General features: G+C 46.6%; 13 protein-coding genes. 11 read left to right on the top strand and 2 right to left on the bottom strand.

Features of this window, described 5'->3' with window-relative positions:
- Positions 1 to 199: 199 nt before the first annotated feature.
- From ACOZB4_RS10045 to ACOZB4_RS10035, 3 genes are all read left to right on the top strand, one after another.
- Entirely contained in the window at positions 200 to 1,579 is a 1,380-nt protein-coding gene (locus tag ACOZB4_RS10045) for a helix-turn-helix domain-containing protein (protein ID WP_379404480.1), read from the top strand.
- Between the two features lie 41 nt (positions 1,580 to 1,620).
- Entirely contained in the window at positions 1,621 to 2,988 is a 1,368-nt protein-coding gene (locus tag ACOZB4_RS10040; RefSeq protein ID WP_379404478.1) for a transcriptional regulator, read from the top strand.
- Positions 2,989 to 3,155: 167 nt separating this feature from the next.
- Complete coding sequence (locus ACOZB4_RS10035) at positions 3,156 to 4,391, top strand: CynX/NimT family MFS transporter (RefSeq protein WP_379404476.1); 1,236 nt, start codon at positions 3,156 to 3,158, stop codon at positions 4,389 to 4,391.
- A gap of 158 nt (positions 4,392 to 4,549) precedes the next feature.
- Here the strand turns inward: ACOZB4_RS10035 and ACOZB4_RS10030 are convergent, their stop codons facing one another.
- Entirely contained in the window at positions 4,550 to 5,281 is a 732-nt protein-coding gene (locus ACOZB4_RS10030) for a YheC/YheD family protein (protein WP_379404474.1), read from the bottom strand.
- Positions 5,282 to 5,601: 320 nt separating this feature from the next.
- Here ACOZB4_RS10030 and ACOZB4_RS10025 point away from each other — a divergent pair, with 320 nt between their 5' ends.
- From ACOZB4_RS10025 to ACOZB4_RS10000, 6 genes are all read left to right on the top strand, one after another.
- Positions 5,602 to 5,931, top strand: a complete 330-nt coding sequence (locus ACOZB4_RS10025) for an ArsR/SmtB family transcription factor (RefSeq protein ID WP_379404472.1) — start codon at positions 5,602 to 5,604, stop codon at positions 5,929 to 5,931.
- Positions 5,928 to 6,326 (top strand): SRPBCC family protein, encoded by a 399-nt coding sequence (locus ACOZB4_RS10020; protein WP_379404470.1) that lies wholly within the window; start codon positions 5,928 to 5,930, stop codon positions 6,324 to 6,326. The genes ACOZB4_RS10025 and ACOZB4_RS10020 overlap by 4 nt, the downstream gene beginning before the upstream one ends.
- A gap of 74 nt (positions 6,327 to 6,400) precedes the next feature.
- Positions 6,401 to 8,656 carry an ATP-binding cassette domain-containing protein gene (locus tag ACOZB4_RS10015; RefSeq protein ID WP_379404468.1) on the top strand — a complete coding sequence of 752 codons (2,256 nt, stop codon included), beginning with the start codon at positions 6,401 to 6,403 and terminating at the stop codon, positions 8,654 to 8,656.
- A gap of 13 nt (positions 8,657 to 8,669) precedes the next feature.
- Entirely contained in the window at positions 8,670 to 9,377 is a 708-nt protein-coding gene (locus tag ACOZB4_RS10010) for an FAD-dependent oxidoreductase (protein WP_379404466.1), read from the top strand.
- A gap of 256 nt (positions 9,378 to 9,633) precedes the next feature.
- Complete coding sequence (locus ACOZB4_RS10005) at positions 9,634 to 10,863, top strand: chromate transporter (protein ID WP_379404464.1); 1,230 nt, start codon at positions 9,634 to 9,636, stop codon at positions 10,861 to 10,863.
- Positions 10,864 to 11,030: 167 nt separating this feature from the next.
- The gene (locus ACOZB4_RS10000) at positions 11,031 to 11,963 is read left to right on the top strand and encodes an NAD(P)/FAD-dependent oxidoreductase (RefSeq protein ID WP_379404462.1); all 933 of its coding nucleotides are present in this window, start codon (positions 11,031 to 11,033) and stop codon (positions 11,961 to 11,963) included.
- Positions 11,964 to 12,132: 169 nt separating this feature from the next.
- On the opposite strand, the gene ACOZB4_RS09995 is transcribed toward ACOZB4_RS10000, so the two are convergent.
- The gene (locus ACOZB4_RS09995) at positions 12,133 to 12,432 is read right to left on the bottom strand and encodes a hypothetical protein (protein ID WP_076322071.1); all 300 of its coding nucleotides are present in this window, start codon (positions 12,430 to 12,432) and stop codon (positions 12,133 to 12,135) included.
- 149 nt (positions 12,433 to 12,581) lie between these two features.
- Here ACOZB4_RS09995 and ACOZB4_RS09990 point away from each other — a divergent pair, with 149 nt between their 5' ends.
- A complete protein-coding gene (locus ACOZB4_RS09990; RefSeq protein ID WP_379404460.1) occupies positions 12,582 to 12,968 on the top strand; it encodes an antibiotic biosynthesis monooxygenase family protein in 387 nt (128 codons plus the stop codon).
- Positions 12,969 to 13,190: 222 nt separating this feature from the next.
- A complete protein-coding gene (locus tag ACOZB4_RS09985) occupies positions 13,191 to 14,171 on the top strand; it encodes an AAA family ATPase (RefSeq protein ID WP_379404458.1) in 981 nt (326 codons plus the stop codon).
- Positions 14,172 to 14,175: the final 4 nt, after the last annotated feature.

The raw sequence follows: 14,175 nt of genomic DNA, 5'->3' as shown, positions 1-14,175 counted from the left end.
TGATTTCATGTTACAAAGGTGACTTAAGATAATTTATCTTAAGTCATCTTTTTTGTAATGGTGTCCGAGTTATTTGAAATATCACATATACTTTTTTTGTTAATGTATATCTCCTATTGACCTCAGTTCTACAAAATAATAGCATGTAATTAAATATTTATTATACTAATATTTGGTTTTCATCTGGGGGTGTTGTTACTTGGAGACGACAGCCACGATTCGCGGAGAAATAGTTAAATATTTGCAGGATCATCGTATGACGATTAACCAATTTGCAAAGATATCGGGTGTCAATAGCGGAACACTCAGTAATATCATAAATGGCAATCGTCCCATGTCTATGCACCAGCTAGACCGGATTACCGAAGGTATGGGGCTGGAAGAGGGAAAATTCTATGGACTTTATATAACTGAGGGTATTTTCCATACTACTCCCGACTGGCGGAGGCTTGGACCTTTTCTGGGACGATGTGCGGAGCTGGATAAACTGGATTGTTTGCATAAAGCAGCACGAATGACGATGGAGAACCTCAATTACGCGCCAATGCTTTTTGAAATGGCGGAGGAATTCTTCAACAGGGAGAAGTATAAAGCGGCGGCATTATTGTATGAATGCGTTGCTGAAAGTGAAAAGTTCCAGCATTCTGAAAGGCTTGCATTATGCCAATATCGGCTCTTTGTAATGGAGTTAAGTGACAATGTGGAAGCTAATCTAAAGCTGGCAGTATCTTTTGAGCATTATATTGATAGATTAGATGATGAATATCAATTAGACGCTTATAGAAAGCTTATTAATGTGAATATTTCTTTTCAGCGGTGGGACACAATTGAAGTGCTGGCTAGAAAAATGGGTCATAAAGCTAGATTACAATATAAGAACAATTGTAAAATTGCGATTATGAGTGATGGACAGGAAAAGCCCATAATCTTTTACATACTCTATTCATTTCTAATACAAGCGAATGTCCGTCGTGAAGCAGGGAATTTTGAGGAAGCATTAAGTTATTTGTCTAAGTATGAAAACCCTGACTGGATAAAGGCACCTTCTGATCAGGAAAAAATAATAATCAATCAGTTTAAAGAATGGGCAAAAGCGAATCGATACTTATACAGGTTATTGTCTGGGGACTCTGACGTTCTATCTGAATATGTAAACTATGTTGAATCCAGAACAGATGAGATTTTTACTGCCTTATGCAATATTGTTGTAGCAGCAAATCGACATCGCTTTAACATAGATCATATTCTGGAGAAGTTTAAAGAGTATCAGGCATATAAACCACAACGAAGCCGTCTCGGCAAGATAAGTGAACAAGTTACGATGAACCGATATGCTCGTCTCCTTACCGAGCTAGGGATATACTATTTGAACTCCAAAAAATTTGATCGTGGTTTAATATTTATTATAGATAGTTTGGAGTATTCGATAAGAATCAAAAGCGACAGAGGGATGCTGAGGTGCATGGGGATCTTCGAGCAGTTCCGCCAATACGCATCCGAGGAAACAAAGAAACAGTATAATGATTTGATTCGTGATGTTCAAAAATTATCTGTGTACGCTTGGAGCCCTCAAGTGTAAAGAGAAATGCTAGTAAATAGATTTTTCTGGGGGGTTGTTACTTGGAGACGACAGCCACGATTCGTGGAGAAATAGCCAGATATTTGCAAGAACATGGCTTGACAATAAATCAGTTTGCGAAAATATCAAAAATAAACAGTGGAACTTTAAGCGGTATACTTAATGGAAACCGTCCAATGTCAATGAATCAACTGGATCAGATCACCTCCTGTATTGGATTTAAGGAAGGTCACTTTTACGATAAATATATTTTTGAATGTATATTTCATGCTACCCCTGACTGGAGGCGACTAGGTGCTTTTCTTGAACGCTGTGCAGAGTTGGATAAATTGGATTGTTTACATTTAGCTGCACGAATGGCAATGGAAAATATTACATACGCACCGATGTTATTTGAATTGGCAGAATCGTTTTATAACGAAAAAAAATACAACGCAGCGGCAGCTTTATATGAATGTGTTGCTGAAAGTGAAAAGTTCCAACACTCTGAAAGGCTCGCCCTTTGTCACTACCGTCTTTTTTTACAAAGATTAAGTGACAATCAAGAATCCAACTGGCAGGCCGTTGTATTATTTGAACCATACATTGAACGGTTGGACGAACAGTATCAACTCCCTGCATATATCGAGTTAATAAATGTCAGCGGTTCATTGGGGCAGTGGGATAAGGTTGATTATTTAGCTGTAAAAATGGGATCTAAAGCCATGACTAGATATCAGAATCAAAAAATTGAGTACCCAGGTAATCATCCATTAGTTTTTTATATCTTGTATTCATACTTAGCTCGAGAAAATAGTTATAGTGAACGTGGAGATTATGAACAAGCTTTGTCCTATACGGACTTTTACCAAACTCCTGATTGGATTATTGACCCTACTGAAGATGAATGTAGAGTCATAAAGCAGTTTAATGAATGGGCTGAAGCCAACCGATACTTGCATTCCATATTGGCGGGAGACTATGACGTTTTGCTTGATTATGTGAAATACATCGAATCAAGAGAAGATGAAATTTTTGTGGCACTGTGTCATATTGTACCCGCAGCAAATCGACACCGGCTCAATGTGGATTATATACTTGAACGTTTTAAAATATATCTCACATACAAACCTCAGAAAAACCAAATCAGCAACATAAATGTGCACGTCACATTAAATCAATACACCCGCCTCCTCGCCGAATTAGGGATATACTATTTGAATGCTAAACAGTATGATCGGGGGTTATCCTACATCCTGGACAGCCTCGAGTACTCGATAAGAATCAAAAGTGATAACGGGATGCTGCGGTGCATGGGGATCTTCGAGCAGTTCCGCCAATACGCAACCGAGGAAACACAGAAACGGTATAATGATTTCATTCGTGATGTCCAAAAATTATCCGTGTATGCTTGGAGCCCACTTGTGTAGGGCTCTATATGTGCGTCTACAGGCTAATGTACAACGCTGGATAGGCGACACAATAGCCCTAAAAGCTGCCATGATAGCTTCCCGAGGCTATGGCCTAATACCCGGGTTTGTGATAAACTCGGATAAGTTTATTTTTACATATCGTTTAAAAGTAAGGAGTCCATGTCATGACATCAAGAACATTAATAGATCAAAACACAAATTCCGCAGGGCGCACATGGATGATTTTTGCAGGTATCATCCTTATTGCCATTAACCTGAGAGCGGCGATTACATCGGTCGGTCCACTGATCGGGATCATTCGAGAGGATATAGGAATTTCGAGTACATTGGCGGGCATGCTGACGACGCTGCCGCTGTTGGCTTTTGCTCTATTATCGCCGATGGCACCGGCCATGGCCAAAAAATGGGGACTGGAGAATACCCTTTTGCTGAGTATGGTGGTGCTGACATTCGGCATCGGCATTCGCTCGATATCATCTCCTTATACGCTGCTAATCGGTACCGCATTTCTCGGAATGGCCATTGCTGTAGGGAACGTGCTGCTTCCAAGTCTGGTCAAGCGGGATTTCCCGCGGCATATCGGATTGATGACGGGCACGTACTCTGCCTCGATGAACCTGCTCGCCGCGATCGCATCCGGGATTAGCATTCCGCTGGCTACCCAAGCAGGGCTTGGTTGGCAAGGGTCCCTGCTCATTTGGGGTTCATTGTCCGTCTTGGCTCTGATCGTGTGGATCATCCAGCGCCGCAGTTCCGGTAAAACAGCTGAGGTCAGTTCGACTTCTACCAAACAACAGAGTGTGCTGAGGTCACCGCTTGCTTGGTACATTACTTTATTTATGGGACTTCAATCGTTTACGTTCTACGTGAACGTCTCATGGCTGCCCGAGATTCTGAGAAGCCAAGGCATGGATTATAGTGCTGCGGGATGGATGCTCTCGATTCTCCAATTTGTCAGCTTGCCGTTTTCTTTCATTATTCCTGTTCTGGCTGGCCGGAATCCCAATCAGCGTATGCTGGTGACGATCTCTGCATTGTCCATGCTGACCGGATACGCAGGCTTATTTTCCGGCATGACTTCATTGAATCTGCTATGGGTGATGCTGGTAGGTATTTCAGGCGGGGCGAATTTCAGTTTATCCCTGATGTTCTTCACCCTGCGTACCAAAACGGCTCAAGAAGCTGCCGCGTTATCCGGAATGGCTCAGTCACTGGGTTATTTATTGGCTGCCGTCGGTCCGATGCTGATCGGGTTCCTGCATGATGCGACAGGAGGGTGGAAGGTTCCCCTGGCGGTGTTGTCTGCCATTGTTGTGGTGTTGTTTATCTTCGGCTTTGGTGCAGCGAAACCAGGTTATCTCTCCGTACCGAAAGATGCGAAGCCGGAGGCTTACCGATAGAGGTTATCATGACAACGATGAATACCTGTGAGTAAATAGGGCTTGCTGAAAGCGGAAGCGCGGAATCCACCGCTGCAGTCGCTCAGGAAGCTCTTCAATTCCTGGGAGGTTGGGGGATTCCCTCTAACGTTCCACATCTGTAATAAAAACTTCTGCAATCATGGAATTTGTTTTGCCCTGCGTCGTTTGTTTTCTATAATGGTTCTGTACATTGTCTTATCGGAGAGTTGAGTAAACAACATATGGCCTGGATGTGGATTCGCTTCAAGGATCCAAATGTAGCCGTTCTTGTCTATGGCAAGATCAACCCCCAATTCATGAGTTGATTTCTTAACCGTCTCGGCAATGGTAATGGATAGTTGTTTTATTTTGCGAATACAGGCGTCCACTTTGGTTTGGTTATTCTGAAAAAGCTTTAAGAGAACCTCTTGCAATGGTTCTGCATGCCCTCCTTGACGATAGTTGGTCACAAATTTATGGGGCGCAGCTACACGGGCGACCATACCCGAAATGATCCATTTGTCCTCTGGCTTCTGCAGGTATACACGGATATCGAAGATTTCCCCTTGATACTCCGCCATTCGCACGCCTTTCTGCACCAAATACCCGCGCTTTGAATTCCGATATGAATCAATTGCTCTTAAGACAGAGTGAACGCCAACAATCTTCCGACTTGGGCCGCAGCGAACTTCATATCCCCTACTCAATTTCTTGACACGGATGATTCCGTTGCCGCCACTTCCGAGATTGGGCTTTATGAAGACGGATGAATAAGTTTTCAGCATCCGTAAGATCCTTGAACCTGTCATCCAGCGAGTTTCAGGCAAATGTGGACGCAAGATATGATTCTGTAACATTCCCCTCTGATCCTTCATTTTTCCAATTGTCATTGAAATCCACTCCTCTTGTCGAATTCCAGGTATAAAGAGCATATTCATCAACCATCCCTGCTGTATAGACTGGTCTCCAATAATTAACAAAAAAACAGAATGAGTGCCTATCAGTGGTCAATTCCCATTATTCTTTTCATACATAATCACTTAAATGATGATCCAAAAAGGGTTAGTTGACATGCCACCAAATGGTGACATATAATCAAAGTGTCACTAAATGGTGTCCAATTATTCATGTGTTCTTTCGCTTGTATGTTCGAAGAGACCGTAGATGGTGATAAGCTGTCTCGGAACAATAACAAATAGGAGAGGGTGTTGTGAGAGAGACCGAATCGTCGCGCGATGTGTTTGACGCCATCGCAGATCCAACGAGGCGACATCTGATTCATCTATTATCCGAAGCAGAGGAGCTGCCTCTTTATGAATTAACCTCGCAGTTCAAAATGGGCCGGACCGCGGTATCCAAGCATCTGACCATCCTTAAAGAGGCGGATCTGGTGCATGATCGTAAGGTCGGCAGAGAAACCCGGTTCAGACTGAACGCAGCTCCACTCAGGGAGATACAAGATTGGGTGGCTTTTTACAGCAATTACTGGAGTGGAAATATGATGCGATTGAATCAGCTATTAGAGGAGGAAGAAGAATGAGTTTAGCATTATCTATGGATTTTCAGTTCACGACATCGATCGAGAAGCTTTGGTCCGCGTTAACCGAATCTGGCAAGCTTGCCAAATGGATTGCGGCAAATGATTTCAAACCCGTCGTTGGACATCGTTTTCAGTTTCGCCATCCGTCATCCGAATGGTGGGATGGCATTGTTGAGGGAGAAGTAATTATCGTGGACGAACCAAACCAGTTGGCATATAGCTGGGCCACCGGAGAAGAGAGGCATATGGTCACCTTGACGCTGCAGGATAAAGGGGACGGAACTGTTAACCTTCACCTCGATCAAACCGGATTCTCAAATGTTCATGGACTCGAAGGTGCTAAGTATGGCTGGGGAGAGTGGGTCGTCAAGCTTGAAAAGGTATTGGAACAATAGAAGCATCGTTTGTAGAAAGCTAGTTGGTGCAATATATAAATAGATATCAATTATGAACTAGAAGGGGGCCTGACATGAGCGAAACGAATCAGGAGTATATCGTACTCTCAGGTGCGAGAGAGAACAATCTTAAGAATGTATCCTTGCACATTCCCAAGAGGAAGATCACGATCTTCACCGGTGTATCTGGTTCCGGTAAATCCTCAATCGTCTTCGATACGATCGCGGCAGAATCGACGCGTTTGCTGAACGAAAATTTCAGCATGTTTGTTCGCACATTCCTGCCACGCGTTCCGCAGCCGGACACGGACGCGATCGAGAACTTGAGCATGGCGGTTATTGTGGATCAGAAGCGACTGGGTGGCGGTTCTCATTCCACAATGGGCACGATTACCGATATATCACCCATTCTCCGGCTTCTCTTCTCCCGAGTGGGTCAACCCTATGTTGGGGGAGTGAACATGTTCTCCTTTAACGATCCACAAGGCATGTGTCCCGAATGTAACGGAATCGGTCGTAAATTAGGCGTTGATATGAGCAAGGCGCTGGACAGGTCCAAGTCGCTCCATGAAGGGGCTATCTTGCTGCCGAATTACGACGTTAACGGCTGGGAGTGGAACATGATCGTGCAGTCTGGCGACTTCGATCTCGATAAGAAATTGAGTGATTATTCGGATGAAGAACTGGATCAACTCTTGTATGCCAAGGCCAGGAAAGTGCAAATGGATTTCGCCGGTAAGGCAACGAATATTACAGTGGAAGGTGTCATCGAGAAGTTCACCAACAAATACATTAAGCAGGATCTGAAGACGAAGTCCGAGCGTACGCAAAAGGCGGTTACACCTTATATTTCCGAGGGTCCCTGCTCAAGTTGTCGCGGTGCGAGACTCAACCAGGCTGTCCTAAGTTGCAGAATCAATGGATATAACATTGCGGAGCTGTCCTCCATGGAGGTCGGACAGCTGATTCGCGTTATTCGGGAGATGGACGATGCGATCGCCGCACCGGTAGTTAAGTCGTTGAGTGAGCGGTTGCAGCATCTGGTAGATATCGGACTCGACTATTTGACCTTGGACCGTGAGACTGATACATTATCCGGCGGCGAATCGCAGCGCGTCAAGATGGTGAAGCACCTAAGCGGCAGTCTGGTGGATGTGACTTACATCTTTGATGAGCCCAGCGTGGGTTTGCATCCGCGCGATGTGCACCGTTTGAACGAATTGCTCGTGAAGCTGCGCGACAAAGGCAATACCGTGATTGTCGTCGAGCATGATCCGGACGTAATCAAGATCGCGGACTATATCGTTGATGTCGGACCTCACGCTGGCAGCCGCGGCGGTACTATCGTCTTTGAAGGAAGCTATCTGGGTCTGCTGGAGTCGGGCACCTTGACAGGCAATCACATGAAGCGACCGCTCAGCTTGAAGGAGAACGTTAGGCAGCCTTCTGGCAAACTCCCCATTCAGGATGCTTCATTGTACAACTTGCGGAACGTAAGCGTCGATATTCCGACCGGCGTGCTCACTGTCGTGACTGGTGTCGCTGGTTCCGGCAAAAGCACGCTGATCAACGAAGTATTTCTCACTCGGCATTCTGATGCAATCGTGATCGATCAATCCGCCCTAGGCGTATCGACACGCTCGAATCCCGCGACCTATACGGGAATTATGGATGATGTTCGCAAAGCATTTGCTTCCGTGAATAAGGTAAGTCCAGGCTTGTTCAGCTTCAACTCCAAGGGGGCATGCGAGAACTGCCAAGGTCTGGGTGTTGTGTATACAGATCTATCATTCCTCGAAAGCGTAAAGCTTCCTTGCGATGTATGCGGAGGGAAGCGGTTTAAGGAAGAGGTGCTGGAGTACAAGCTGAACAGGAAGACGATAGCCGAAGTGCTGGAGATGACGGTGGAGCAGGCCTTGGAGTTCTTTGAGCTCAAAGAGGTTTTGCGCAAGCTCCAGGCGATGAGTGACGTGGGGCTGAATTATATTACGCTCGGACAGCCGCTGAGCACGCTGTCGGGCGGGGAATGCCAACGCATTAAGCTGGCAAGCGAGCTTCATAAGAAAGGCAGCATCTACGTGATGGACGAACCGACGACAGGTTTGCACATGTCGGATATCGGCCACCTGCTTGCGATCATGAACCGACTCGTGGATGCCGGCAATACGGTGATCGTCATCGAGCACAATCTGGATGTGATCAGTCAAGCGGATTGGATCATAGATATGGGTCCGGACGGAGGAAGCAAGGGTGGACAGGTGGTATTCGAAGGAATTCCATCGGGAATCATCCAAGTAGAGCAATCCATTACGGGCAGATACTTGACGTGAAGGGGGAGAGGAAATGAGTTTTTTTAAAGATATGATCTCCGTATTCCGAAAGCGAGAATTGATCTTGATCGAAAGCAGCCGAGAGACTGAAGATGTTTACACGTTTACATTTAAAAAAGATAAGGATTTGACGTGGACGGCGGGACAATATGGTTTGTTCAGCATTACGAATAAAAAAATAAAAAATCCGACAAAACCTTTCAGTATAGCTTCTGCTCCAACGGAGAACGTTGTCAAAATAACGACGCGCATTAACGGTAACCCCAGCGAGTTCAAGAAAGCAATGCTGGAATTGCAGCCAGGAATGAAAATCAAAATGGGCGGTCCGGTAGGGTCTTTTCATCTGGATCAAGAAAACCCTTCGCTCCTTGTAGCCGCCGGAATAGGAATCACGCCCTTCCGTTCGATCTTAAAAGAAATGACTTCGTCAGGAAAACAAGCAGGAAAACCCATTCACTTACTTTATTTGGACAGCAAAAAATCATATCTCTTCCAAGATGAGCTTGATGCCATGGCTGAGCTTGCTTTGGTCCATATAACTTATCTGGGTTCACGGGATGAATTAGAGCAGGAGATAGTTAAGTTTATCACTCGACATAAGGACCAAGGCAAATACTTTATTGCAGGTCCGAAGTCTATGGTCGAGTCTATATCCAATTTTCTGCAAAACCAAAACATTTCGAAACAAAATATCAAAAAGGATGCTTTTTTTGGATTGTAACGAAGCATCGTAACAAAAATGAGCCAAAGCTCGGTTGATCACCGAACTTTGGCTCATTCGTTAATTTCGAACGAGACATTCTTCAGATCGAAGCATTCAAGATCCTATAGAGTTTTTACATAGCGTTTACATAAATGGGTAGATTGATAATAGGTATTTGTTATAATCTGAAATTTGATAATGTTCTGTATACCTTGAGATGCACGAGTTAACAGTTTCATTTCATTTAATCAAGCGTATGGGGAGTGATGGTATCTTGAATCCAAAGACAGAGAAAGAACAAGTACAAGCTCAAGTTGCCAATAGACAACCGTCTGGCAGGTGGCGTGCTCTCGGCGAAACCTGGTGGACTGCTTTACAACTGGGGCTTACTTCATTTGGCGGACCGATCGCACATCTTGGATACTTCCACCAGACTTATGTGCGGCGCAAACAATGGCTGGACGAAAAAAGTTATGCGGATCTCGTGGCCCTGGCCCAATTTCTTCCCGGACCGGCTAGCAGCCAAGTAGGTATTGGTGTTGGGATGATGCGAGCGGGATTATGGGGCGGTATCGTCGCCTGGCTCGGCTTCACGCTGCCATCCGTGCTTATGCTCATGATCTTCGCCTATTTGATGCAAACTTTCGATCCCGGCTCGGCAGGCTGGATTCAAGGGCTGAAAATTGTCGCAGTGGCCATCGTAGCGCAAGCGGTACTTGGGATGGCAGGAAAGCTGGCCTCAGGTCCCGTACGGTCGGCCATAGCGTTAATAGCCATGGCAGTTGTTCTGCTGTGGCAGAGTCCCGTTTCTCAAGTGACGGTCATCGCGCTGGCCGGCATATCGGGACTGTGGTTGTTCAAGCGTCAAGCAAACGAGGAGGCTGCACCCGAGATCAAGATGCCGATCGGACGGAGAGCCGGACTCTTTTGCTTGGGCATGTTTGTTGTGTTATTAGTGGGTCTGCCACTCCTTAAAGGGCTGACCGATAATGGCTGGGTAGCCATTGTGGACAGCTTCTACCGAGCTGGATCGCTTGTATTCGGCGGAGGCCACGTCGTTCTCCCGTTGTTGGAGAGTGAGACGGTGTTGAACGGATGGATGTCCAAAGAGGATTTCCTGACGGGTTACGGAGCAACACAAGCTGTACCCGGTCCATTGTTTACTTTTGCCGCTTACCTCGGAGTCTTGATTCAGGGGATTCCTGGAGGTATCATTGCTGTACTCGCTATCTTTTTGCCTGGATTTCTGCTCATCGTAGGGGCAATGCCGTTCTGGAACAGCATCCGCAGAAACCCTAAACTGCAAGGCATGCTGACAGGCATGAATGCGGCAGTGGTCGGGATTTTGCTGGCCGCTTTGTATCATCCGATATGGACATCCTCCATCCATAGCCCGCTTGAATTTGTGATCGGCGCGGGTCTGTTCGGGATGCTGATGTTCTGGAAGAGCCCTCCGTGGCTGGTTGTGATTACCGGTACATTAGCCGGACAGCTACTCCTGTGATTCATTGATTTAGACCTCGGCGCTTTGTGCCGGGGTCTATTTGACTTTTCAGGAGTAAATCACGGCCGATTGGTTAAATATTTAGGGTGTACCTTTTTCTTGAAGGAGATTTTGATTCAAGGAGTTCCAGTTCTTAATTCGATATAGAAATGAGTGGATAAAGCTACATGTCGGATACCGAAGTGAAAGATTGCATTATCATCGGCGGCGGAATTGCAGGTCTGCAGGCGGCTATACAGCTGGGGCGGTATTCTGCCTACGATGTCCTGGTGATCGACCGGGGAACGGGGCGGTCCACCATATGCAAGAGCTACCGCAACATCCTCGGATGGCCGGATGGGGTCCCTGGTGAAGAGCTCAGGCGACGCGGACGTCAGCAGGCGGAATCTGTTGGCGTAACGTTTGCTGCCGATGATATCCGGAAGGCGGGGCGTGATGAAGCTCAATATTTTGTGTTAATCGGTAAAGATGGAGTTCAGTACAGGGCCAAAACCTTGCTGCTCGCAACAGGCGTGATGGACCGCTTTCCCAAGCTGCCAGGCCTGATGCCCACGCTGGGCACATCCGTTTTTGTATGCCCTGATTGCGATGGTTATGAAATTCAGGATCGAAAGACCGTCGTGATGGGATCGGGGGATCCCGGTGCCAGTATGGCCGTGCTGCTATCGGAGCGGACCAAGGATATCATCTACATCAATCATGAGGGGGAGCCAGCTTCTTCCGAGCATATGTCCCAATTGGCGGAGCTCGGGATTCCGTATATAGAGAAAAAGGTGTCGGAAATTCGTGAGGAGGGCGGCATCCTATCGGCCGTTGTGCTGGAGGATGGGAGCATTGTGTCCGCAGAGCGGGGGTTCATATCTTTTGGCGGGAATATGATCTATTCCGAATTGGCCGAGCAGTTGGGGGCAGAGCTGGAGCATAATCGTCATGTCAAGACCGATCCAAGATCCAAAATGACGAGTGTCGAGTTGCTCTGGGCCGCTGGTGATCTGGGCGTCCATTCCGAATTAACCACCGTGGCGATGGGGGAAGGCGCGACGGCTGCGATCTGGATTAACAAGACATTAAAGAAGATGACTGGCGGGGATATTACTTGATGTTATAGAAATAGACCCGAATCATTAGAAAACCACGTTACGATTCAGTCGATAAACATTCTAAAAAACCCGCCTGATCAGGCACGGCATGTAGCGAGCATGGCCGTGGATTGAGGCGGGTTAGTTCCGCTATATGTGGTCCGTCCTAAAAAAGTACGCCGATAGGCATTTACAGACCGAATCGGGTGATATGCTCTTCGAGCCTATACTTTTGCAGTAATTCGGTTTGCTTGGGACCGATCAGATCAAAGTGCGGGTAAGGTAGGCGATAATGGATATATTCCGGATTAAGTCCGTTGGATACACACCAGTCCTCAAGGCGCTGGATGTTCGAGCAGCCTACTTTGGTTACGGTATGGAACTCCGGAAACCGCTTGTCATACCAATAATGGGTCAAAAAAGCGATGTCTCCTTGTGCGACCTTCTGCTTCCATTGCTGCAGTTCCTGTCTCGAGATGCCGAATGCCATGTTTGTCTCATCCTTATAAGTATATTCATGCTTCTCATTATATCAGCATATACTTGACTGCACCTACTTGTTTTCCTAGTATGACGCTGCCATATACAAGCGTTACGGTTTACCGTTGAACGGAAGGATATCGAAGAGGGGGATGCGATATGATACTGGAATCAGCGATACTTTATATCAAGCCAGGGCTGGCAAGCGAGTTTGAAAGTGCTTTTCGTGAAGCTTCCGGCGTTCTGTTATCGAAAAAGGGATATGTAAGCCATGAGCTTAACAAGTGCGTGGAGAACCGGGATGAATATATATTCCTCGTCCGCTGGAGCGGCATTAAGGATCACCTGATCGGCTTCCGTGGGCATCCGGACTATAAGCTATGGAATGCCTCTCTGGAGCCGTTTTATACCCGACCGCCTGAGGTTAAGCATTATATCGATATCCGGATCGATAGTCGCGAGCAGGCTGAGGCGGAGCTGACTAAACTATTGATCCCTGAGAGCGGGACGGATTCAGCTTCCCATGAAGAAAGGACGGCAGAATAATCAGATCTTAAAAATATCACTTCATACGTCAATAGGGTGCATTCTCGGAAGCTGTCCTTGGACAGCTTCTTAGCGTATCGGAAGCACAGGGGATCGGGATATATTTTCATGGTAACAGAAGGAGAAGCCGGTATATTATGCAACCGGTCTTATTTTGTCCCGAATAACAGGAATTATGGGATGTCATGACGAACTTTGTTGTAAAGTTAAACTACATAAGGAGTGGTTACTATTACTATAGATTATCATGGCGTTCGCCGTCTTGCCGATGACATTCGAGCAAACGTTTCCAAAGTTATGGTAGGTAAAGAGCAGCTGATTGACAGACTGTTTATTGCCATGGTTACTTCAGGTCATGTTCTGCTGGAAGACGTGCCGGGCACAGGCAAGACATTGCTGGCTAAATCCATCTCGAAATCGATTGATTGCACGTTTAAGAGGGTGCAGTTTACGCCGGATTTACTGCCGTCGGATCTGAGCGGCATTTACTTCTATAATCAACAATCCACGACGTTTGAATTCCGTCCGGGTCCTTTGTTCACGAATATCCTTCTAGCCGATGAAATTAACCGGGCGACACCCCGTACGCAGTCCAGTCTATTGGAGTGCATGGAGGAACGCCAGATCAGCATTGACGGGGTAACCCATCAGTTGGAAGAACCGTTTCTGGTCATCGCGACGCAGAATCCGCTAGAACAGCAAGGAACGTTTCCGCTGCCGGAGGCACAGCTGGACCGCTTTCTGTTCAAACTGAATATGGGATACCCTACTTCGGAGGAGAGCGTGAATATTCTGAAGCGATTTAAAGAGGATCAACCCTTGGAGTCACTAATGGCAATTGCAACATCTGAGCGGATTGTACAAGCCAGACATATTGTCAGTAAAGTACATGTCAGCGATGAGATGTTATCCTATATCGTTGCGCTTTCGGAGCAATCGAGACGGGATGAAGCGGTTGCCTCCGGGGTAAGCCCAAGGGGCTGCCAAGCCTTATTGAAGGCTGTGCAGGTACAAGCTATCCTGAAGGGCAGGGAGTTTGTTACCCCTGATGATGTGAAGGATTTGGCTGTCCCGACATGGGCGCATCGGTTGAAGCTTCGCGGGACGCTCCACAGCCGCGGCGGTGCTGCTCCGGCGGAAGAAGTGATCGAACGGTTGCTGCAGCAGGTTTCCGTACCGACTGAAGAAGGCATATCGTCGTAGGGGG

Origin of the sequence: Paenibacillus sp. NPDC058898, assembly GCF_049316025.1 — a bacterium.
Taxonomy (GTDB): Bacteria; Bacillota; Bacilli; order Paenibacillales; family Paenibacillaceae; genus Paenibacillus_AQ.
This window is presented reverse-complemented; position numbering and strand designations above follow the sequence as displayed.